Origin of the sequence: Bradyrhizobium sp. BRP22 (assembly GCF_020194175.1) — a bacterium.
Classification (GTDB): Bacteria; Pseudomonadota; Alphaproteobacteria; order Rhizobiales; family Xanthobacteraceae; genus Bradyrhizobium.
Genome location: NZ_JADYVX010000003.1, coordinates 60,578 through 80,943, shown reverse-complemented (window position 1 = coordinate 80,943; position 20,366 = coordinate 60,578). Strand labels below are relative to the sequence as shown.

The following is a 20,366-nucleotide window of genomic DNA, read 5'->3' as shown; positions in this document are numbered from 1 at the left end:
GCCGGGGTACTCGTCGCATATACGGAGGCGTCCTCCGTTTTACAAGGGGAGGGATAAACAGAAATCTGATGGCCAGTCAGTTCACAGGACTAGTTCGCAAGCCACGCGCCGATGCTGTGCGCAATCGCGAGCGCGTGTTGGAGGCGGCAAAGGCTGTGTTCAGCGCCGGTGGTTCCGAAGCCAGCCTGGAGGCCGTGGCGCGGCACGCCGGCGTCGGCATCGGAACGCTCTACCGCCACTTCCCCACTCGCGAAGCGTTGTACGAAGCGGTGTATCGGCGAGAGGTGGATCAGCTCGGCGATCTCGTGGAACAGTTGAACGATGAGGCCGATCCGGTCGAAGCGCTGCGGCATTGGCTGCACGCCAATGTCGAATTCGTCGCCACCAAGAAGGGCATGGCGGCCGCGCTGGCGCTGGTGGCCCACGGCTCGCCCGAGCTTCACGCCTATTCGCTGGAGCGCCTGACCCGGGCGATCGGCACACTGCTGGCGCGTGCGGTCGCGGCCGGCGAGATCCGCGCCGATATCAGCGCCGAGGACGTCCTGCGCGCGCTGATCGGCCTGTGCTACATGCACGACCAGGCCGGCTGGCAATCGACCGTGCTGCGGCTATTGGATGTGTTCATCGACGGGCTGCGCGTGCGGCCGGCGGGGAAGACAGCAGTGCCGAAGCCTGTGAAGAAAACCGCGAAGCGCAAGCGCTGACCGCGCACACCGCAAGCGGAGGCATGGATTGCTTCGTCGCTAACGCTCCTCGCAATGACGCAGGGAAATCACCCGAACCGGTGATCGTAGCGCGCGATCGACAGCTCGCTGACGTCGATCTCCGGCTTGCGTCCGGACAGCAGGTCCGCAAGCACCCTGCCCGAGCCACAGGCCATGGTCCAGCCGAGCGTGCCGTGGCCGGTGTTGAGATGAAGATTGCGGTATCGCGTGGCGCCGATCACCGGCGGTCCGTCCGGCGTCATCGGCCGCAAGCCGCTCCAGAACGTCGCCTTCGCCAGATCGCCGCCGCGCGGAAACAGATCCGTCAGCGAATGATCGAGCGTCGCGCGACGCGCCGCATAAAGCTTGTCGGAATAGCCCGAAATCTCCGCGGTGCCACCGACCCGGATACGGTCGCCGAGCCGCGTGATCGCGACCTTGTAGCTTTCGTCCATGACGGTGGATTCCGGCGCACCGCTGGCATCCACGATCGGCACCGTGATCGAATAACCCTTCACCGGATAGACCGGCAGCGAAATGCCGAGCGGCTTCACCAGCCGCGGCGACCAGCTTCCGAGCGCGACGACATAAGTGTCGGCCTGCAGCACGCCGTTGCTGGTGGCGACGCCGGTGATGCGCGAGGCGTCGGCGATCAATCCGTCGATCGCGACGTTGAACTCGAAGCGCACGCCGAGCTTTTCGGCTTCGAGCGCCAGCGCCTGCGTGAACATGTGGCAATCGCCGGTCTCGTCCTGCGGCAGCCGCAGCCCTCCGGCGATCTTGTCCTTCACCCCGGCCAGCGCCGGCTCGACGGCAATACAGCCCTCGCGATCGAGCACCTCGAACGGAACGCCATATTGCTTGAGCACCGCGATATCGTCGGCGGTGTGATCGAGCTGGGAGGCGTAGCGAAACAATTGCAGTGTGCCGCGGGAACGCTCGTCATAGCGGATGCCGATCTCGCCACGCAGCGCCCGCAGGCAGTCGCGGCTATATTCCGCGATCGGGATCATCCGGCTCTTGTTGACCGCATAGCGCTCGGCGGTGCAGTTGCGCAGCATCTTCAACAGCCAGATCCACATCGCGGGATCAGGCTTCGGACGAACCACCAGCGGACCGTGCTTCATCAGCAGCCACTTGATGGCCTTGATCGGCACGCCGGGGCCGGCCCAGGGCGAGGAGTAGCCCGGCGAAACCTCGCCGGCATTGGCAAACGACGTTTCTAGCGCCGGCTTCGGCTGCCGGTCGACAACAGTCACTTCGTGGCCGGCGCGCGCGAGATAATAGGCCGACGTGACGCCGATGACGCCGCTGCCGAGAATGATGACTTTCACGCTTTTCAGGCTCCCGCCGCGGCGTTACTTGCCGCTGCAAATAATCTCCGAAACGGCTGGAGCAAGGCTTACGCCACTCGTTCGATGGCGTCGCCGAGGATCGACATCATCTCGTCGATATGGCTGCGCTCGACGATCAAGGGCGGCGACATCGCAAGGGAGTCGCCGCTCTGGCGAAGGTAGAGGCCGCGATTGAAGCAATCGACCATGAGGTCATAGCCGCGGGCGCCGACCGCGTCCTTGCGCGGTGCGACTTCGACCGCGCCCATCAGGCCGACATTGCGGATGTCGATCACATTCGGAAGACCCTTGAGCTGATGCAGCGCATCGCGCCAGTACTCGGCGATCGAAGCGCCGCGCGTCAGCAAGCCCTCGTCCTTGTAGATGTCGAGCGTCGCAAGGCCGGCGGCGCAGGCCACCGGATGCGCCGAATAGGTGTAGCCGTGGAACAGCTCGATCTGGCTTTCCGGCCCGGTCATCAGACCGTCGTAAATCTTGCGGCTCGCGAACACCGCGCCGCAGGGAACGGTGCCGTTGGTGATGCCCTTGGCGGTCGTCATCAGATCGGGCGTCACGCCGAAGAATTGCGAAGCGAACGGCGTACCGAGCCGGCCGAAACCGGTGATGACCTCGTCGAAAATCAGGAGGATGCCGTGCTTGTCGCACAATTCGCGCAGCCGCTGAAGGTAGCCCTTTGGCGGCGGCAGTACGGCGGTCGAGCCCGGAACCGGCTCGACGATGACGGCGGCGATGGTCTCGGCGCCATGCAGCGCCACCAGCCGCTCGATGTCGTCCGCGAGTTCGGCGCCATGCTCCGGCTGGTCCTTCGAAAACGCGTTGCGGGCAAGATCATAAGTGTGACGAATGTGGTCGACACCGGGCAGATGGGTCGCAAACGCGCGCCGATTGGCCACCATGCCGCCGACCGACATGCCGCCAAAGCCGACGCCGTGATAGCCGCGCTCGCGGCCGATCAGGCGGGTGCGGGTCGGCTGGCCGGCGGCACGATGATAGGCGAGCGCGATCTTCAACGCGGTGTCGACCGATTCCGATCCCGAATTGGTGAAGAAGACGCGGTCGAGCCCGGCAGGCGCGAGCGCGGCAAGCCTTTCCGCAAAATCGAACGCGATCGGATGGCCCATCTGGAACGACGGCGCGAAATCCAGCGTCAGCAATTGCCGCTCGACCGCTGCGGCGATCTGCTTGCGGCCGTGGCCGGCATTGACGCACCAGAGCCCGGCCGAACCGTCGATCACCTTGCGGCCGTCGACGCTCGTGTAATACATGCCCTCCGCGGAAGCGAACAGCCGCGGCGTCTCCTTGAACTGCCGGTTGGCCGTGAACGGCATCCAGAACGAATCGAGCTTGATGGTGTTCGGAATCTGATGAACGGTCACGGCGTCGCTCCACTGCTGACGATGCAGCCGAACACGCTCTCAAAGGCGCAACAAGCCCTTTTCTGCTCCACCGCAACCCATTGATCTCATTGGGGCGGTCGCGGCATATTTGCGCGATCCGCAACACCTGCAACAGGACTTCTCCCATGAGCGTCGATATCGGTGGACGGCTGCGATTCATTCGCGCGCAGCAGAAGCTGTCGCAGCGCGAACTCGCCAAGCGGTCCGGTGTCACCAATTCGACGATCTCGCTGATCGAGTCGAACCAGATGAACCCATCGGTCGGGGCTCTGAAGCGCATCCTCGATGGGATTCCGATGGGGCTGGCCGAATTCTTCGCGCTCGAGCCGGAGCGCCGCCGCAAGGTGTTCTATCGCTCCGACGAGCTGACCGAGATCGGCAAGAAGCCGATCTCCTATCGCCAGGTCGGCGACAATCTGTTCGGCCGCAGCCTGCAGATCCTGAAAGAGCGCTACGAGCCCGGCAGCGACACCGGCCGCGTGCCGCTGGTGCATGACGGCGAGGAAGGCGGTATCGTGGTCTCCGGCAAGCTAGAGGTCACCGTCGATGACGAGCGCCGCATCCTCAATCCCGGCGACGCCTATTATTTCGAAAGCCGCCGCCCGCATCGCTTCCGCTGCGTCGGCGGCAAGCCCTGCGAGGTGATCAGCGCCTGCACCCCGCCGACATTCTGACGTGGCAGGCGCCCCACGTCACAGGTCGCGGGTCTGCTTGTCGCCCCAGGCGATGGCCGCAGCGATTGTCACGAACATCGCCGTCACGCCGATAATGACCAGGATGGTATCGATCGTCATGGCTCTTCTCCGTATTTGACGAAGAAAAGCTAGCGGATTGCCGCCGTGGCGCTTTGCGCTCGATCAAACCTGCGAAACTTTGGCGATGCCCCCCTCAAGGCCGGCCGCAGCCCGCCTCGAGCCTCGCCGCCCCTTATCCGAAATATCGGGCCAACAGGCTCTTATCGACCTTGCAGATGTAGGTGTATTTCGGGTTGACCACCTGGGTGCAGCGGGCTTCGGCGATCTGGCCGAGCAGCATGTAGCCTTCGGCGGACGGGATCTTCCAGTCATCCTCGAGCCAGTACACCATCTCCTCGAACGCGATCCGCATCGCATCTTCGAGCGGCCGGGCGCAGCCGAGCGTGCCGATATGTGTCGGCGTCTCGATCCGCGGATGGTTCAGCCGCGGCGGCGCCTTCTCGAGCGATACTCTCACGGTCAGCGTCGCCGCGATCTCGATCGCGCCCATCCCATTGCATTCGCCGTCGCCCTGGATCGCATGGCAGTCGCCCATGAACAGATGCGCGCCATCCTTGTTGACGCGGAACATCACGGTGTTGCCGCTGGTGATTTCCTGAACGTCGAGATTGCCGCCGTGCGGGCCATTGTCGACGGTGAGCACGGCGCCGTGAACCGGGGCGACGCCGACGACGCCGATCATCGGCTTGATCGGCAGCTTCAGGTGCTCGTTCCAGTGCACCTGGCCGTCCTTGACCTCGACCACGCGGGTCTGAATGCCGAATTCCTTGCGGCGAACCCAGTCGGGAAACATGCCGATGCCGGGCCACAAAGCCGTGAAGCCGAGCCGGTCGAGCTCCATCTTGATGATCTCGACCTTCAGCATATCGCCGGCTTTCGCGCCACGGACCTCGATCGGCCCGGTCGCGCCGTTGACGAACGGAAAGGTGACGTCCTTTTCGGTCAGTTGCTGGCCGAGATGACGGATCGTGCCATCATTGGCGTTGATCGCGCACTCCACCACGAAGGTCTCACCGGGCTCGACGCTGGCGATGAAGCGTTCGTCGCCCGACAGCGCGTATTTGATGTTGTTTTCCTTGGCGATGCGCTTGGACATCTTCACTCCGGGTTGGATGACGTTACAGGATTTCTTGTTTGAGCATGATCTTTTCGGAAAACCGGTTTCCACTTTTCCGGATCATGCTTAAAGACGGCGCCACGGCATCAACAGCCGTTCGATCTTGCCGACAATGAATGTCAGGATCAGCGCCAGCGCGATGGTGGCGACCAGGGCCGCGAACACCTTCGGAATGACGTAGAGCGAGCCCGCCTTGAAGATGGCGTGGCCGAGCCCTTCCGAGGACGACATGAACTCGCCGACGATGGCGCCGATCAGGGCGAAACCGACCGTGAGCTTCAGGCCTGCGAAGATGTCCGTCAGCGAGGCCGGCACCACCAGCTTGCGAAAGATCTGGAATTTCGAGGCGCCGAGCGTCCGCATCAGGTTGATCTGGTCCGGATCGACGCCGAGCGCGCCCTTGTAGGAGGTGACGAGCGCGACGATGACGACCGACAATGTCGACATCGCGACCTTGGAGATCAACCCGGTGCCGAACCAGATGATGATGATCGGTGCCAGCGCGATGATCGGGATCGAGCCGATCGCGATCACGAACGGCTCGACGACGCGGGACACGAAGCGCGAATACCACAGCGACAGGCCGATCACCGTGCCGACCAGGTTGCCGACAAAGAATCCGAGCAGGGTTTCACTGCCGGTCACATAGAGGTCGCGCCACAGGCTGCCGTCGCGGGCCATCTGCAGCAGAAATCCGCCAATCGCCGAGGGCGAGCCGAACATGAAGGCGGCCGCGCTGTTGCGCGAGGTCATGTGATCCCAGAACGCAAGGAATGCGATCAGGATCGCGACTTGCGTGGCCAGCACCAGCGCGGTTGCGCGCAGCCGCTTCCGCCGTCGCCGTCGCGCGGCCGTATCCGGGGTCGGCTTGGAGGCCCCCGTCGGACGAGCCATTCCGGCATCCGCCTCCGCCGTCACTGCAGCACCACGTCGAGATCGGCCCAGATGCGCCGGACATAATGGCTGAATTCGGGACTTTGCCGAAGGCCGATCATGTCGGTGCGCTCGGCGCCGAGCGCGATGTCGTAGACGGCCTTGATGCGGGTCGGCCGCTTCGAGAGCACGATCACGCGATCCGCCAGCGACACCGCCTCCTCGATATCGTGGGTGATCAGCAGCAGCGAACGCCGGCCTTGCCGCACCAGCGACGCGGTGTCGTTCTCGATCAACAGCTTGCTCTGGAAGTCGAGCGCGGCAAACGGCTCGTCCAGCAGCAGCACATCAGGCTCGTGCACCAGCGTGCGCGCCAGCGCCACGCGCTGCCGCATGCCGCCCGACAGCGTCGAGGGATAGTGGTCGGCAAAGCCGTGCAGGCCGAGTTGGTCGAGCATCGCGCGGCTGCGGTCCTCGGCCTCGGCAGCGGCGACGCCGCGAATTTCCAGCCCGAGCATGGCGTTGCCGAGCGCGGTCCGCCATGGCAACAGCAGGTCCTTCTGCAGCATGTAGCCGACATTCTGCGGCTGACCGGTGACCTCGCGGCCATGCCAGCGAATGCGCCCGGAGTCCGGGCTGAGCAGACCGCACAGCGTGTTGAGCAGCGTGGTCTTGCCGCAGCCGGACGGCCCGACAATGCTGATGATCTCGCCTTCCCGCAGCGTCAGGCTGAGATCGCCGATCACGGGCACGATCTCGCCGTTGACCTCATAGCCCTTGGAGACATGCTCCACGACCAGCGGCGGAACGACGGCGCCGCCGGCGACCGCGTTTGCAGCGCCCGCCTTATGACCGCTGCCGACTTCAGTCATTTGAGGCTGGCAACCGCCTTATCGGCAAAGGAATTGTCGATGATCTGCTCGAACGGGATCGAGCCCTTGGCGTTGCCGAGATAGATCTGCATGTCCATCAGGTTCTGCCATTGGTCCTTCTTGGTCACGACCGACTGCGCCGGGATCAGGAATTTCAGCTCGGCGTCGATCGCCTTGTCGACGACGTCGCCCGGCAGGTCCGGGAATTCCTTGCGCGCGACGTCCTTGGCAAAGGCCGGATCGGCGTAGGTCTTGCGCGAAGCCTCCTCGAACGAAGTCACCAGCGCCTGCACCATCTCCGGGTCCTTCTGGATCGTCGTGGGCAGCACCATGATGCCGGTGTTGCAGAATGGGCCGATATAGCTGGAGAAATCGAACACCACCTTGGCGCCCTGCGCCTCGGCCGCGGCCACGCTCGGCTGATAGGCAATCGCGATATCCGCCTGTCCGGCCAGCATGGCGGCGATCTCGGTGCCCGGATTGACCGGCACGATCGTAGCATCGACGCCGACCTTGAGGCCGGCCTTTTCCAAGAGCCGCTTGGCCACGCTGTAGTTGGTGTTCGGCTCGGGCGAGGTGACGATCTTCAGCCCCTTGAATGCTTTCGGATCGGTGATCGGGGCAAGCGTCTTCGACACCCCGAAGTAATGCGCACGCTGCACCACCGTGCCGACCACGACGCCGGGTCCGCCGTTCTCGCGCGAGATCTGCGCCATGGTCGCGTCGCCGATGGCGAAATCCGCCGAGCCACCGAGCACCGCCGCAAAGGTCTGCGTGTCGCCGCCGGCGGCGCTGACCTGCATCTCGAGGCCGTTCTTTTTGAAGATGCCGGCGTGCATGCCGACATAGAGGTTGATGTAGCCGAGATTGTGCACGGCCTCGCTGAAACGAACGGTCTTCAGCGTTGCCGCGCGTGCACCGTGCGAGCCGACCAGCGACGATGCGCTCAAGCCGCCCGCAATCGCGGCCGCGCCAGTCAGGAAGCGCCGGCGGTTGAAGGAATGGCTGAAGAGCGAACGGCGATGGTCGGTCATGGCTCGAAACTCCTCGCACAACAAAGAGGCAGCGATGCGCGAAAGACTAGTGCGCCAATCGAACGGGCAGCAAGTTGAAAGAAGCGACAGCCGTTGCTCGCTTCCTGTCTCGACAAATCATTGCGTCACCCGCGGTGACACAATGATCCTGAGACTGATCGCAGCCTGTGATTTGCCTGCTTCAAAGAGCGGCGCGATGAACAATTCCGCGCCAAAGAGAGCCTCATAATGTCACTTTTGACATTATGACTGCCCAAAGAAACATCGCCATCAGGGATTGATCCGGAGCGAGGCAAAGCGCCCGGTCACCGCGCCGCCGCACTTTTTCGCCGCGCTGCGGATCGCCTGCTCCTGCCGGCGCGCTTTATCGTCGCCGACGGCGGCGGGCAGCGGCGGCGGATTGGCGGCGGGCTCGCGCAAGCGTTCGAACAGATTGCTGACCAGGCCGCGCAGTCTTGCGTTCTCGGCGGCCAGTTCTTTCATCTGCGCGACAGCCGGCACGTTCAGACCGCCGAACCGGCGACGCCAACGGTAGAAGGTTCGCACCGATACGCCGGCGCTATTGCAGATTTCGGCAACCGAGACGCCGGCGCTTGCTTCGTACAGCAGATGCAGGATCTCGTTCTCGGTGAATTGCGAACGCCTCATCGGATGCTCCCTTCAACCGTTCACCGCGCTGCTCTCACGCCTGATCGCCATCATAGCGCCGGCAGGATTGATTGGGTTCTCCGAAATTCAGAAATCATGCCATGTCGCCGGCGCGTCGTGGTCCGCCGCCGCCCGCAAGCACCTCCGACTTGCTCGCCAAGTCTGGCAGGCGATTTGCTTTCTCCACGCCGGAGTATCCCGCCATGCCGAGACGACACGAACTTCCGAGCACCCCTGACGTTATGGTATGGGGCTACCTTGATAGCACCACCCCTCCCGTGCTTGAAATCAACTCGGGCGACACCGTCACGCTGCACAGCTTCCCAGCCGGCGGCAAGGAGACGCTGCCCGACGACCTCAGCCTGGTCGGCGCCGATTACATCACCGCGCTGGAAACGCTGCCGCCCGGACCAGGACCGCACTTCATCACCGGCCCGGTCTATGTGCGCGGCGCCCGCGTCGGCGACACCCTGCAGGTCGACATTCTAGACGTGAAGGTGCGGCAGGATTGGGGTTTTGTCTCGATCCTGCCCTTGCTCGGCACGCTGCCCAACGAATTCACCGACTACGAGACCATTCATCCCGCGATCGATCGCGAACGCAATGTCTGCGTGATGCCGTGGGGCACGGAAATCCCGATTGATCCATTCTTCGGCATCATCGCGACGGCGCCGCCGCCGAGTTGGGGCCGCTGCGGATCGCCGGTGCCGCGCGCCTTCGGCGGTAACATGGACAACAAGGAATTGCGCGCCGGGACCACGCTGTATTTGCCGGTGTTCAACGACGGCGCGCTGTTCTTCGCCGGCGACGGGCATGCGGTGCAGGGTGACGGCGAGGTCTGCATCACCGCGCTGGAGACCGGCGTCACCGGCAGCTTCCGCCTCACCGTGCGCAAGGACATGGCGATCGAGTGGCCGTTCGCCGAGAGCGCGACGCATCTGATGTCGATCGGGCTCGACGAAGACCTCGACGACGCCGCCAAGCAGGCAGTGCGGGAGATGGTCAAGCATATCTGCGCCCGCACCAACCTCTCGCGCAACCAGGCTTACATGCTGTGTTCGCTGGCCGGCAATCTGCGGGTGACACAACTGGTCGACGGCAACAAGGGCATCCACATGCTGTTGCCGAAATCGTGCCTGTGACCGCGGCGAAAGCTCAGACCATCACGGATTTGCAGTCTCAATCAAAGGACAGCCGCCAGATGCATGTCGCTCAGAGTTGTCGGAAGGCTGCGCGCGATCAGATCGACAATGGCCGCGCGCAGGTTCGGGTCGTTGCCGTCGCCGCTGCCGATCGGGAGTCCCTGATCGATCGGGCGGCTGGGGCCAGCGAGCCTCACGCGGCCAGTATTGTCCAGCGGTGGGGCGGCCATTTTCTCAACAGCTTCGAACGTCTTGCCGTCGACAATCCTGATTTCGTAGAGCGCGTAGATCTGGCTGTATGACTCCATCACCGTGCTATAGGTGATGAGACCTACGCCCTCGACCTTTCGACCGCTGCCACCGATGCTCGCCCTGGCCTTGGTGATGACGATATAGGCGTCGAGCCCTTGCGGAGCCACTTCGGTCCGAACGAGCTTCTTGAACGGGTCGCCCTGAATGAGGTTGGCCCCTGCGACCGCCGGCTCCTTGACAGCAGCGAAAGCGGCGCGGTTATAGGTCAGAGGCTGCACTTGAAAACGCCCCTGGAGCGCCGCGGTGGCGCGCTGGACGATCAGATCGTCGAGCCCCCACGAATCGATCGGGAAGTGTCGACTGCCGTTGTCCAGGCTGGTCAAACCTCCCTTCGCGACCGTCATCTGATCGCCGACCGCCGAGATGATGCCAACGGTTTTGACCGCCCGCAGTTTGGTCTCGCCGGTCTCGAATGTGGCGCAGGCGCCGGTAGAGACGGCAAGAACAACGACCATCGCGAAGCTCGCGAATCGCGCGTTGCGACGCATGGTGTTGTTACCGGATGTTGAAGTCGAATGAATAGGAGGCACCGATGCCGATGGTCGTCTGGTTGACCGAACCTCGAACTGTCACGAGCGGGCTCTTCGCCGCATCGCCAAGCAAGCGCTCATACTCGACGTAGGAATGCACCTCCCAATGCTGGTCGATCCGATACGATACCTGCGCGCCCGCGCCGACAGAGTGCGCACCGCCCTTCGCATCGAACGCCGACAGCCCGGTGGCCATCGCCTGGGCGGCATCGATGCTGAAGTAGGTCGAGGTTGCTTTGGAGCTTTGCAGCGTAAAACGCGGACCGGCCGAAACGGTAAGCCCGCGAGCAACCGGCACGATGAAATCGGCCGAGAAGTCGGAGACGACACCGTGATGACCGCCGATTCCCTGGCGGGTCTCGTTGCGCAGACGAAACCAGTCGACCGGAAAATACTGGATGAATCCGCCCAGCTCGAACGTGAAATCGACATCCCGGAGGCCGGCCAGCTCGGGATAGTCGCGCGCCTTTCGGGCGGACACGAACTTGCCGGCAGGACCCGCCTGGAAATCGCCGAAATCGATCAGCGCAATGCTCGCGGAGTCGCGCGGGCCGCGAAACTGCTCGGCTGTGCCGGCACGACGAATGGTGAAGATCGGGACCGGGCTGAACTTGCTCCCGTTTGCTCCCGCGAAATCGGGCTTATACTCGCCGCCTATACCGATCATCAGTGTCCAGTTACCCGAAGCTGATGGCAAGTAGGGCACCTGGAAGGGAGGAGCCGGCAAGGTGAACGCGGTCTGCGCGGACGCTGTGTCCGGTGGCGCAGCGACAGCGCCAAGTGCGGCAACAGTTGCCGCGACCGGGAAGATTCGGCGCGCCTTTTTGAGCGCAGAGCGCGAGAAAGCTCGGGTCATGGAATTCATCAGGGCCCTTCACCTAACCCAAGCCTTTGCGGAACGGGTCGGCTTGCACGGTTGTGGTCACGGGCGGCTACGTGACAGTCGAACATTGCCGCAAGATTGCCTCGGTCGGCGCAAATGGTGGGATGCTCGAACATCCGAGAAGGACGTGCCTTCAAGTCTTGCCCTCACGCAACCGATGAGCGCCCGTGCGGAAAAATCCGACTCGACCAGATAGATGCCGATCCGATAAGCGGGCTGACGTCTCAGCCGGCATCGCCCGTTGGCCCAACCAACCAAGAAAGACCCGATGCGCTCCCTGGTGATAGAAGACGAGGCGCAAATCGGCGCCTATCTCGGCCGTTTACTTCGAGACGTGTGCGGAATTGTCGACATTGTCGAATCCATCTCGGAAGCCCGGCAAGCACTCGGCAGCTTCAAGTATGATCTCGCAATCGTCGACCGGATGCTGCCGGACGGCGACGCGCTCGATATCGTCGCCTCCCTCGCTCAATTGCGCGAAAGGCCCGCCATCATCATGCTGACCGCCAAGGATACCAAGGAAGACGTGATCGATGGACTGAACGGCGGAGCGGACGATTACCTGAGCAAGCCCTTTGAGCCGCAGGAATTCCTTGCCAGAGTCCGGGCGGTTCTACGACGGCCTCGGCTGCTCGCGCCGCAGGCCATATCGTTTGGAAACGTCGAACTGGAGCTTGGCACGAACGAGGTTACCGTGGCCGGCCGGAAGGTCTCGCTTCGGCGCCGGGAAGCGTTGATCCTCGAAGCTCTGCTGATGCGGCGGGATCGCGTTGTCGGACGCGACACCCTGATCGAGGCGCTCTATGGCTTCGACGACGAAATCGAGTCCAACACGCTCGAGGCACAAATGTCGCGCCTTCGCAGGAAGCTGTCGGAGTTGGGCGGCAATGTCGAGATTCGCAGCATGCGCGGCATCGGCTACATCCTCAGGATGGCGCCGGCAAGATGACGTCGATTACCAGGACGCTCACGATTTCGGTCGGCATGGTTGCGGCGGTGCTCTTCGTCATCACCTTCAGCATGGTCGTCTGGTTCTCTCGAATACGCGGCAGCGAGCACGTCGTTTGCCCGTTGGCGGCCGCCACTCTCAAAGACGCGACAACGATCGACGCAAACGGTGCGCCAATCGTGCGCTCCACAAGCCGCATGGAACAACTGAAGTCCCATAGCCCGGCTTTCTGGTACGTCGTGTCCAGCGGAACGCTCAAGAGCGAGTTTGGAAGCGAACACAGGCCGCCACTGCCTTTTTCAATCCCCTACAACGCTCCAGTCGGTCTTTCCGTGCTCGATACGCTCGACCAGACGGGTACCTTCTGCCTTGCCGTCGTCCAGAGAGGGCCTTCCAGATTGGCAATGATGATCGGTGGCGCACGACCGGGCTTCGTGCAGATGGCACGATCGGTCATCTCTCGCAATTTTTCCTCGATTTTTCTGGTGGCTCTCGCATTCGCATCGATCGTCGCAATCGGCGCGCTGCTGACCGCGCGTCTTGTGTCGGGCAGCATCCGTCGCGTGACGAAGCTTGCGCTCGCCATCGATCCGACCGCGCCGCAGGGATCGATTGCACTCGCTGAGGTCCCGATCGAGCTCAGGCCGCTGGTTCAGGCCCTCAACCGCGCCTTTGACGAGATCGACGCCTACATTCGGATGCAGCGCCGGTTTCTCGGCAACGCCGCCCATCAGCTCCGCACGCCATTGACCGTGCTGAGAGCGAAGATCGAGGACGTGCCAGAACCCGCGCTGAAGGCTGACCTTGTGCGCGATCTCCGTCGTCTGACATCCCTGGTCTCGGCCATGCTCGACCTGGCTCGTCTGCAAAATCATACGATCGAAAAACGGCCCTTCGACCTCGCGGTGGTGACGAGGGATGTGCTGGCGGATTTCAGCCCCTCCGCGCTCGACGCCGGCATCGAACTTTCGCTTGAAGAAAGCGAAGGCATCACGATCGTACTGGGCGTCGAGGCCGCGGTGCGGAGCGCTTTGGCCAACCTGGTCGGGAATGCCTTGATTCATGCCTGTGGCGCTCAACGCATCGTTGCAAGGTTAAGCCACGGGAGCGTGTCCATCAGCGACGATGGCGCCGGAATCTCTCCAAGCTTCGAACAAGATCTGGTCGAACCTTTCCAGACCGGCAACCCCTCCAAGGAGGGCGCAGGACTCGGCCTGGCGATTGTCCGTGAAATCATGGGAGCCCATGGGGGCGAGCTGATAATTACGTCAAGTCCTGGAGCCGGAACAACCGCATGCCTTCGCTTTCCGGAGGCAGTTGCTGGAACGCCGAGGGAAGCCAAGCTCTCTCTTGCTGGCGCCCCGGCAGCCGCTCCCGGTTGATCAGCTTCACGCCATCGCCAGCCGCTGCCGCGCGCGGATCAGCAGCATCAGCGTGATGGCGACGTTGAGCGCGTTCCAGGCGAGCCCGTTGGCGAAGGCGGCGGCGTAGGAGCCGGTGGCATCGAAGATCACACCGGAGACATAGCCGCCCAGAGACATGCCGATCACGGAGGCGAAGATCACGATGCCGACACGCGTGGCCGCCTCTGCTGCCGGCATCGCCTCGCGGATGATGATGGCGTAGCTCGGCACGATGCCGCCCTGGAACAGGCCGAACATCGCCGAGATGATGTAGAGCGAGGTCAGGCTGTCGAAGAACAGATAGAACAGCAGCGCCGCGCCCTGCGCGACCGAGCCGATCAAAAGCGTGCGGATGCCGCCGATGCGGTCGGCGAGGAAGCCCGAGCCGATGCGGCTGATGATGCCGAAGCCGAGCATCAGCGACAGCATTTCGGCGCCGCGCGCCACACCGTAGCCGAGATCGCCGCAATAGGCGACGATATGCACCTGCGGCATCGCCATCGCCACGCAGCAGGCGATCGCGGCCAGCGACAGGATCGCCGTCAGCGCGTTGGTGGAGAGCCGCAGATTGACGCGCGGCGGCGGCGCGTTGAGATGGCTGTGCCGGCTTGCACCACCCATCAGGCGCTGCAGCACCAGCAGCGCCACCGCCATCGCAACCGCGGTGAAGATCCCGATCGCGATATGCGTGGTGCGCCAGCCGAACTGCTGCATGCCGAGATTCACCAGCGGCGGCCAGATCGTGCCGCCGATGTAATTGCCGCTGGCGGCGATCGCGACCGCGAGCCCGCGGTAGCGGTCGAACCAGTGCGAGGCTTCCGCCATCAACGGCCCGAAGGTCGCCGATGACGACAGCCCGATCGCGAAATGAAACAGGATGAACGACCAGATCGACGGCGCGTAGCCGGCGCCGATATAGCCGAGCCCGAGGATGCCGATGCCGAGCCCGATCGCGGTGACGATGCCATAGCGATCAGTGATCTTGCCGGTCAGAACCCCGCCCGAGCCGAAGCCGATCATGACCAGGGTAAAGGCGAGCGACGCCGTCCCGCGCGTGGCGCCGAAATCCCCCTGCACCAGCGGCAGCGCCACCACTACCGACCACATGCCGACGCTACCGAGCGAGCCGATCACCACGGCGACGGCGAGCCGCAGCCATGCTCGGCGCGAATCGGGAATGAACAGGTCGGACTTGGGGCTAAACTGAGAAGGAATTTCCACAACGAGGCCAAACTTCGTCACCAATCGCCTCTCAGTCAAGCGTTTTGGCGAAATATTAGGCATGCGAAAGGCCCCGACCACCCAACAAACTGTCAATCGTTGCGCAATGACATTGCCGGCACCTTGGCGGGGCCCGCGATTGGCGGTACTTTGGTGACGATGTTCGTACGCTTGACGAGACCGCAACGGGCCAAGGCAGGGTGGCTGGTCGCCCTGCTCTACCTGTTTTGCTTGCTTGCGCCGGGCGCCGCGCTTGCCGTGGGCAATCCCGCACCCTGCCTGCCGGCCGAGGTGGCGCTGGCGGCTGACGACGCGCATCCCGGTTCCGGCCAGAGCTTGCACGACCATGGCTCGCACGAACATGACGGCGCGCACGCCGCCCATCACGCAGACAGCGGCGACGTCAAGCATAAGCATGACGGCAAGACCGCACCTGGGCCGTGTTGCGCGATGCTCTGCCTTTCGGCGATGGCGGCGGATTTGCCCGGCATCGCGAAGCCCACGCAGCCGATATCGACCTGCGTCTCCGAGACCTACCAGCGCCTGCGCGGCACGGCGCCCCCTCTGCCCTATCGTCCCCCCAACGCCTGAACTGACGTGACGACGTAGGCGCCGCGCGGAATCGCGCGTGCGCCCGTGATTCATGCGCAGATCAGGAATCCATTGATGTCTTCGCTATCAGGGGCGAAGTCCGCCGTCGTTGATACGACGGGCGGACGCCATCTCCCGTCCACCCTCGCGGTCGGCGTGATCATCATCGCGATCGCCGTCACAGCCGCAGGCTGCCAGCCCGCAACAACGCGGCTTGCCGCCTCCGACCCGGCCGATCCGGCCGCGCGCGTCGCCGATGTCCGCTACCGCTCGACGATCGCACCCTATACGAGCCTGCGTCCCGTGACGCCGGCGCCGTGGCGCGAACGCAACGAGGATGTCGCCCCGAGACAACGGCAGGAACCGCAACAATGATCCATGTTGCCACCCATGTGCCTGCGGCCGGCCTGCTGCTGATCGTCGGTGCCGTCCTGTCGGCTTGCGCCTCGTTCTCACCCGACAGCGGCATGACGGTCGTCGCCGCCGCGACGGAGCAGACCATCGGCAAGGATGTCGCATTCCTGCGCTCCGCCGACGATGCCGAACGGATCCGCGGAACGGTCCGGCGGCTGCTCTCGCGGCCGCTGACGGCCGATGCCGCGGTGCAGGTCGCCCTGCTCAGCAACAAGGGGCTGCAGGCCGCCTATAACGAACTGGCGCTCGCCGAGACCGATCTCGTCGAACAGAGCCTGCCGCCCAATCCCGTGTTCTCGATCTCGCGGATCAGAGGCAACAGCGCGAGCGAGGTCGAACGGCAGGTGGTCGGCGACATCCTGGCGCTGGCCACCTTGCCATTCCGCTCCGACATCGCGCGGGAGCGGTTTCGACAAGCACAATTGCGCGCTGCGCTGGAGACGCTTCGGCTCGCCGCCGAGGTCCGGCGCGCCTACTTCCGCAGTCTGGCGGCCAACGAAATGGTCGGCCTTCTCACCGATGCCAAATCGACCGCGGAATCCACCGCACAGCTTGCGAAAAAGCTTGGCGAGACAGGCGCGCTCAACAAGCTCGATCAGGCGCGCGAGCAGGTGTTTTACGCAGAGACCACGGCCGACCTCGCCACCGCACGGCAGGAGGCCGGAAGCGCACGCGAACGGCTTTCGCGCCTGATGGGACTGTGGGACGCCGATCTCAACTTCAAGCTTCCGGACAAGCTGCCGCCCTTGCCGCGACGTCCACAGGCGCTGCCCTCGATCGAAGCCGACGCCGTCGCACACCGCATCGACCTGCAGATCGCGCGCATGGAACTCGTTGCCCAGGCAAAGGCGCTCGATCTCACCGAGGCGACGCGCTTTGTCACGCTGCTCGACCTCGCCGGCATCGACAAGCGCACGCGCGACCCGGAAGATCCGCCGTTCCGCGAGCGCGGCTTTGACGTCGCGTTCCAGATCCCGGTGTTCGACGGCGGCGAGGTGCGCGTCCGCCAGGCGGCGGAGACCTACAATTTCGCCTTCAACCGGCTGACCGAGAGGGCGGTCAATGTTCGCTCCGAAGCGCGCGATGCCTATCGCACCTACCGCTCGAGCTACGACATCGCCACCCACTATCAGCGCGAGATCTTGCCGCTGCGCCAGATCATCACGGAAGAGATGCAGTTGCGCTTCTCCAGCATGCAGATCGACGTGTTCGCGCTGCTGACCGAAGCGCGCCAGCGCCTCGCCTCGCTCCGCGCCGCGATCGACGCCAGGCGGGCATTCTTTCTGGCGCAGTCCGACCTGCAAACCGCCGTCAACGGCGGCGGATCGGGAACAAGGGAAAGCCCGACGACAACAGCTTCCGCAGCCTTGCCTGCTGCCGGCGCTCACTGAGTGGAGGGAATGATGTTTTCACGCAGAGGATTCCTGGGCACCGCAGCGCTCGTCGGCGCCGGTGCCGTCGCCGGACGCGTGCAGGCCGCCGCGATTCCGGAAGCGCCAACGATGGACAAGACGGCCTCGCAGCCGCCGCTCCATCCGACCTCGGGACCGGATTACCGGCCCGTCGTGACGCTGAACGGCTGGTCGCTGCCCTGGCGCATGAACGGCGACTGGAAGGAATTCCATCTCGTCGCCGAGCCGGTAGTGCGCGAATTCGCCGATGGCATGAAGGCCAATCTCTGGGGCTATAACGGCCAATCGCCGGGCCCGACCATCGAGGCCGTCGAGGGCGACAAGGTCCGCATCTTCGTCACCAACAAATTGCCGGAGCATACCACCGTGCACTGGCACGGCATGATCCTGCCCTCGGGCATGGACGGCGTCGGCGGACTGTCGCAGCCGCACATCAAGCCGGGAAAGACTTTCGTCTACGAGTTCGAGCTGAAGCACAGCGGCACGTTCATGTACCACCCGCATTCCGACGAGATGGTGCAGATGGCGATGGGCATGATGGGCATGATCGTGGTGCACCCGCGCGATCCCGCGTTTCGCCCCGTGGACCGCGACTTCGTCTTCGTCATGAGCAGCTATCTCATCGACCCCGGCACGTACCTGCCGAAGGTCAACGAGATGACCGACTTCAACATGTGGACCTGGAACAGCCGCGTCTTCCCCGGCATCGATCCGCTGCCGGTGCGGCTTGGCGACAAGGTGCGGGTGCGGATCGGCAATCTCTCGATGACCAACCATCCGATCCATCTGCATGGCCACAAGTTCTACGTGACCTGCACTGACGGCGGATGGATTCCGGAAAGCGCGCAATATCCGGAAACGACCACCGACGTACCCGTCGGCGCGGTGCGCGCGTTCGACGTGCTCGCCGACAATCCCGGCGACTGGGCATTCCACTGCCACAAGTCGCACCACACGATGAACGCGATGGGCCACGACATGCGCAACCTCATCGGCGTGTCGCGCAAGGACCTCGCGAAGGCCGTCGGCAGGCTCGCGCCCGACGCGATGGTGATGGGCTCGACCGGCATGGCGATGGGCAACATGGAGATGCCCGCGCCCGACAACACGCTGCCGATGATGACCGGCAACGGCCAGTTCGGCCCGCTCGAAATGGGCGGCATGTTCACGGTGATGAAAATTCGCGAGGGCCTTGCGCGCGACGATTATCGCGATCCGGGTCACTACCGGCACCCGTCCGGCACCGTCGCCTACGAGGTCGAGACGCCCGACGCTGCACCGGCGCGACAGTCATCACCGGCAACAGCAGCGCCGACCCGCAGCCGCGGCGGCAACAAACCGATGAAGGGAATGAAGATGTAACGATGCACCGGCACCGGACCCAGAAGAAACCCGTAAAGGAAATTCCGATGACGAAGATCACCACCACGACCTGCCTCGCGCTGATTGCGCTTGCGAGCTCCGCCGTTGCCGCGTTCGCCCATGAACAGCATGGCCACACGTCCTATTCGGCCGGCGAACCCGGCAATCCGAACAGGCCGTCACGCACGATCGAGGTCGAGATGAGCGAGATGGCGTTCAAGCCCGCCAACATCCAGGTCAAGCGCGGCGAGCAGATCCGCTTCGTGATCCGAAATGTCGGCAAGGAAGATCACGAATTCCTGCTCGCCACCACCGAGGAGAATTTGAAGCATGCCGAGGTGATGAAGAAGCACCCGCACATGGAGCACGACGATCCGAATGGCGTGCGGCTGCCGCCGAAAAAAACCACCGAGATTGTCTGGAAATTCACGAAATCCGGCAGCTTCGAATATGCCTGCCTGATCCCCGATCACCGCGACTACGGCATGGTCGGCCGCATCACCGTGAAATGAGCAGCGAGAGAAGGAGAACAGCGATGAACAGCATCATCCGCATGGCCGCCGCGGCGGCATTCGCGAGCAGCCTGCTGGCGCAGGCGGTCTTCGCGCAAGGCGCCGGCATCAGCGGCGAGGTCAAGAAGATCGACGAGGGCGCCGGCAAGATCACGCTCAAGCACGGCCCGGCCAAAAGCCTCGGCATGGATGAACCAATGACCATGGTCTACCGCGTCAAGGACCCCGCCATGCTGAAGCAGGTGAAGGTTGGCGAGAAGGTGCAGTTCGAGGCCGAAGAAGCCGCATCAGGCTATACGGTAACGAAGCTGCAGAAGGCGAAATGAACGTCACGGGTCGGAAACGACTCCGTTATTTTTGAAGAACGGGACCTTCCAGCGGCCGGCCGCTTGTGAGAAACTGGGGTTATGGACATCCGCCGACCATTCAGGCTTTTGCTCGCACTGCTGGTGACGGCAGCCCTGATGCTGGCGCCGCTTGCCACCCCGGCCGCGGCCGAGCATTTGCTGTCGTCTGCCGGCGTGCAGATGGGGCCCATGGCCAATGATATGGCGGATGATCATGACATGGCCGAGATGGATATGGCGGACATGCCCTGCTGCCCGGACAAGCAGAAGAGTCCCGCTTGCCAGGATTGTCCGCTGGTCGCGATCTGCATGATGCAGCTCTTGCAGCCCAGCCCCTCCACCAGCCTGGTGGAGCTAGACCGGCGGCTCGACGAACAACTGCGGCCGCTCAACGACATCATCGCGGACGGGCTGGCCCGCCCGCCTCCCGACCATCCCCCTCGCACTTTGGCCTGACCGGCGTCACGGCGCCGGACGCTGCCGCGCGGCTTGATACGCCGCGCGGATGAGACGTGCTGCGCGAGCAGCAAGAC

At 63.8% G+C, this 20,366-nt stretch carries 22 protein-coding genes; 12 read left to right on the top strand and 10 right to left on the bottom strand.

All coding sequences use genetic code 11. The features are described 5' to 3' along the window. Nucleotides 1-68 precede the first annotated feature (68 nt). Entirely contained in the window at nt 69-704 is a 636-nt protein-coding gene (locus I6F35_RS04975; protein ID WP_225116541.1) for a TetR/AcrR family transcriptional regulator, read from the top strand. A 68-nt stretch (nt 705-772) separates the two neighbouring features. On the opposite strand, the gene I6F35_RS04970 is transcribed toward I6F35_RS04975, so the two are convergent. After that, entirely contained in the window at nt 773-2,038 is a 1,266-nt protein-coding gene (locus tag I6F35_RS04970) for a D-amino acid dehydrogenase (RefSeq protein ID WP_225116540.1), read from the bottom strand. Between the two features lie 68 nt (nt 2,039-2,106). Beyond that, complete coding sequence (locus I6F35_RS04965; RefSeq protein ID WP_225116539.1) at nt 2,107-3,435, bottom strand: aspartate aminotransferase family protein; 1,329 nt, start codon at nt 3,433-3,435, stop codon at nt 2,107-2,109. 146 nt (nt 3,436-3,581) lie between these two features. Here I6F35_RS04965 and I6F35_RS04960 point away from each other — a divergent pair, with 146 nt between their 5' ends. Continuing rightward, nucleotides 3,582-4,130 carry a cupin domain-containing protein gene (locus I6F35_RS04960; RefSeq protein WP_130227448.1) on the top strand — a complete coding sequence of 183 codons (549 nt, stop codon included), beginning with the start codon at nt 3,582-3,584 and terminating at the stop codon, nt 4,128-4,130. 253 nt (nt 4,131-4,383) lie between these two features. On the opposite strand, the gene I6F35_RS04955 is transcribed toward I6F35_RS04960, so the two are convergent. The 5 genes from I6F35_RS04955 to I6F35_RS04935 form a co-directional block, all read right to left on the bottom strand. Continuing rightward, nucleotides 4,384-5,307 carry an acetamidase/formamidase family protein gene (locus I6F35_RS04955; RefSeq protein WP_225116538.1) on the bottom strand — a complete coding sequence of 308 codons (924 nt, stop codon included), beginning with the start codon at nt 5,305-5,307 and terminating at the stop codon, nt 4,384-4,386. An 87-nt stretch (nt 5,308-5,394) separates the two neighbouring features. Then, entirely contained in the window at nt 5,395-6,222 is an 828-nt protein-coding gene (locus tag I6F35_RS04950; RefSeq protein WP_225116537.1) for an ABC transporter permease, read from the bottom strand. Nucleotides 6,223-6,242: 20 nt separating this feature from the next. Beyond that, a complete protein-coding gene (locus tag I6F35_RS04945; RefSeq protein WP_225116536.1) occupies nt 6,243-7,073 on the bottom strand; it encodes an ABC transporter ATP-binding protein in 831 nt (276 codons plus the stop codon). After that, nucleotides 7,070-8,107, bottom strand: a complete 1,038-nt coding sequence (locus I6F35_RS04940) for an ABC transporter substrate-binding protein (RefSeq protein WP_225116535.1) — start codon at nt 8,105-8,107, stop codon at nt 7,070-7,072. Before I6F35_RS04940 ends, I6F35_RS04945 begins: the two co-directional genes overlap by 4 nt. Before the next feature lie 270 nt (nt 8,108-8,377). Continuing rightward, nucleotides 8,378-8,755 (bottom strand): transposase, encoded by a 378-nt coding sequence (locus I6F35_RS04935; protein WP_225116534.1) that lies wholly within the window; start codon nt 8,753-8,755, stop codon nt 8,378-8,380. A gap of 203 nt (nt 8,756-8,958) precedes the next feature. Between I6F35_RS04935 and I6F35_RS04930 the strand changes: the two genes are divergently transcribed. Next, nucleotides 8,959-9,897 (top strand): acetamidase/formamidase family protein, encoded by a 939-nt coding sequence (locus I6F35_RS04930; RefSeq protein ID WP_225116533.1) that lies wholly within the window; start codon nt 8,959-8,961, stop codon nt 9,895-9,897. Nucleotides 9,898-9,938: 41 nt separating this feature from the next. Here I6F35_RS04930 and I6F35_RS04925 read toward each other — a convergent pair whose 3' ends face one another. Together I6F35_RS04925 and I6F35_RS04920 are read right to left on the bottom strand one after the other, a co-directional pair. Continuing rightward, a complete protein-coding gene (locus I6F35_RS04925; RefSeq protein WP_225116532.1) occupies nt 9,939-10,697 on the bottom strand; it encodes a hypothetical protein in 759 nt (252 codons plus the stop codon). Between the two features lie 7 nt (nt 10,698-10,704). After that, nucleotides 10,705-11,595: a MipA/OmpV family protein gene (locus I6F35_RS04920; RefSeq protein WP_225116531.1), complete on the bottom strand. Its 891-nt coding sequence runs from the start codon at nt 11,593-11,595 to the stop codon at nt 10,705-10,707. 295 nt (nt 11,596-11,890) lie between these two features. Here I6F35_RS04920 and I6F35_RS04915 point away from each other — a divergent pair, with 295 nt between their 5' ends. Further along, nucleotides 11,891-12,571: a response regulator transcription factor gene (locus I6F35_RS04915; RefSeq protein WP_225116530.1), complete on the top strand. Its 681-nt coding sequence runs from the start codon at nt 11,891-11,893 to the stop codon at nt 12,569-12,571. Beyond that, entirely contained in the window at nt 12,568-13,953 is a 1,386-nt protein-coding gene (locus I6F35_RS04910) for a HAMP domain-containing sensor histidine kinase (protein WP_225116529.1), read from the top strand. The genes I6F35_RS04915 and I6F35_RS04910 overlap by 4 nt, the downstream gene beginning before the upstream one ends. 6 nt (nt 13,954-13,959) lie before the next feature. Here I6F35_RS04910 and I6F35_RS04905 read toward each other — a convergent pair whose 3' ends face one another. After that, nucleotides 13,960-15,195, bottom strand: a complete 1,236-nt coding sequence (locus I6F35_RS04905) for an MFS transporter (RefSeq protein ID WP_225116860.1) — start codon at nt 15,193-15,195, stop codon at nt 13,960-13,962. 171 nt (nt 15,196-15,366) lie between these two features. Here I6F35_RS04905 and I6F35_RS04900 point away from each other — a divergent pair, with 171 nt between their 5' ends. From I6F35_RS04900 to I6F35_RS04870, 7 genes are all read left to right on the top strand, one after another. Further along, nucleotides 15,367-15,786, top strand: a complete 420-nt coding sequence (locus I6F35_RS04900) for a hypothetical protein (RefSeq protein WP_225116528.1) — start codon at nt 15,367-15,369, stop codon at nt 15,784-15,786. Between the two features lie 75 nt (nt 15,787-15,861). After that, the gene (locus I6F35_RS04895; RefSeq protein WP_225116527.1) at nt 15,862-16,161 is read left to right on the top strand and encodes a hypothetical protein; all 300 of its coding nucleotides are present in this window, start codon (nt 15,862-15,864) and stop codon (nt 16,159-16,161) included. Then, on the top strand, nt 16,158-17,591 hold the full coding sequence (locus I6F35_RS04890) for a TolC family protein (protein WP_225116526.1): 1,434 nt from the start codon (nt 16,158-16,160) through the stop codon (nt 17,589-17,591). The genes I6F35_RS04895 and I6F35_RS04890 overlap by 4 nt, the downstream gene beginning before the upstream one ends. A gap of 12 nt (nt 17,592-17,603) precedes the next feature. Next, on the top strand, nt 17,604-18,974 hold the full coding sequence (locus I6F35_RS04885; protein WP_225116525.1) for a copper oxidase: 1,371 nt from the start codon (nt 17,604-17,606) through the stop codon (nt 18,972-18,974). 47 nt (nt 18,975-19,021) lie between these two features. Next, nucleotides 19,022-19,486 (top strand): cupredoxin family protein, encoded by a 465-nt coding sequence (locus tag I6F35_RS04880; protein ID WP_225116524.1) that lies wholly within the window; start codon nt 19,022-19,024, stop codon nt 19,484-19,486. A gap of 23 nt (nt 19,487-19,509) precedes the next feature. Further along, nucleotides 19,510-19,812: a copper-binding protein gene (locus tag I6F35_RS04875; protein WP_225116523.1), complete on the top strand. Its 303-nt coding sequence runs from the start codon at nt 19,510-19,512 to the stop codon at nt 19,810-19,812. Nucleotides 19,813-19,893: 81 nt separating this feature from the next. After that, nucleotides 19,894-20,289 (top strand): hypothetical protein, encoded by a 396-nt coding sequence (locus I6F35_RS04870; RefSeq protein ID WP_225116522.1) that lies wholly within the window; start codon nt 19,894-19,896, stop codon nt 20,287-20,289. The last annotated feature ends 77 nt before the right edge of the window (nt 20,290-20,366 follow it).

Bases quoted from the DNA above. Each gene is read 5' to 3' on its own strand.
- I6F35_RS04975 (WP_225116541.1), top strand. From the start codon at position 69: ATGGCCAGTCAGTTCACAGGACTAGTTCGCAAGCCACGCGCCGATGCT.
- I6F35_RS04960 (WP_130227448.1), top strand. From the start codon at position 3,582: ATGAGCGTCGATATCGGTGGACGGCTGCGATTCATTCGCGCGCAGCAG.
- I6F35_RS04955 (WP_225116538.1), bottom strand. From the start codon at position 5,307: ATGTCCAAGCGCATCGCCAAGGAAAACAACATCAAATACGCGCTGTCG.
- I6F35_RS04950 (WP_225116537.1), bottom strand. From the start codon at position 6,222: ATGGCTCGTCCGACGGGGGCCTCCAAGCCGACCCCGGATACGGCCGCG.
- I6F35_RS04945 (WP_225116536.1), bottom strand. From the start codon at position 7,073: ATGACTGAAGTCGGCAGCGGTCATAAGGCGGGCGCTGCAAACGCGGTC.
- I6F35_RS04940 (WP_225116535.1), bottom strand. From the start codon at position 8,107: ATGACCGACCATCGCCGTTCGCTCTTCAGCCATTCCTTCAACCGCCGG.
- I6F35_RS04935 (WP_225116534.1), bottom strand. From the start codon at position 8,755: ATGAGGCGTTCGCAATTCACCGAGAACGAGATCCTGCATCTGCTGTAC.
- I6F35_RS04930 (WP_225116533.1), top strand. From the start codon at position 8,959: ATGCCGAGACGACACGAACTTCCGAGCACCCCTGACGTTATGGTATGG.
- I6F35_RS04925 (WP_225116532.1), bottom strand. From the start codon at position 10,697: ATGCGTCGCAACGCGCGATTCGCGAGCTTCGCGATGGTCGTTGTTCTT.
- I6F35_RS04920 (WP_225116531.1), bottom strand. From the start codon at position 11,595: ATGACCCGAGCTTTCTCGCGCTCTGCGCTCAAAAAGGCGCGCCGAATC.
- I6F35_RS04915 (WP_225116530.1), top strand. From the start codon at position 11,891: ATGCGCTCCCTGGTGATAGAAGACGAGGCGCAAATCGGCGCCTATCTC.
- I6F35_RS04910 (WP_225116529.1), top strand. From the start codon at position 12,568: ATGACGTCGATTACCAGGACGCTCACGATTTCGGTCGGCATGGTTGCG.
- I6F35_RS04895 (WP_225116527.1), top strand. From the start codon at position 15,862: ATGTCTTCGCTATCAGGGGCGAAGTCCGCCGTCGTTGATACGACGGGC.
- I6F35_RS04890 (WP_225116526.1), top strand. From the start codon at position 16,158: ATGATCCATGTTGCCACCCATGTGCCTGCGGCCGGCCTGCTGCTGATC.
- I6F35_RS04885 (WP_225116525.1), top strand. From the start codon at position 17,604: ATGTTTTCACGCAGAGGATTCCTGGGCACCGCAGCGCTCGTCGGCGCC.
- I6F35_RS04880 (WP_225116524.1), top strand. From the start codon at position 19,022: ATGACGAAGATCACCACCACGACCTGCCTCGCGCTGATTGCGCTTGCG.
- I6F35_RS04875 (WP_225116523.1), top strand. From the start codon at position 19,510: ATGAACAGCATCATCCGCATGGCCGCCGCGGCGGCATTCGCGAGCAGC.
- I6F35_RS04870 (WP_225116522.1), top strand. From the start codon at position 19,894: ATGGACATCCGCCGACCATTCAGGCTTTTGCTCGCACTGCTGGTGACG.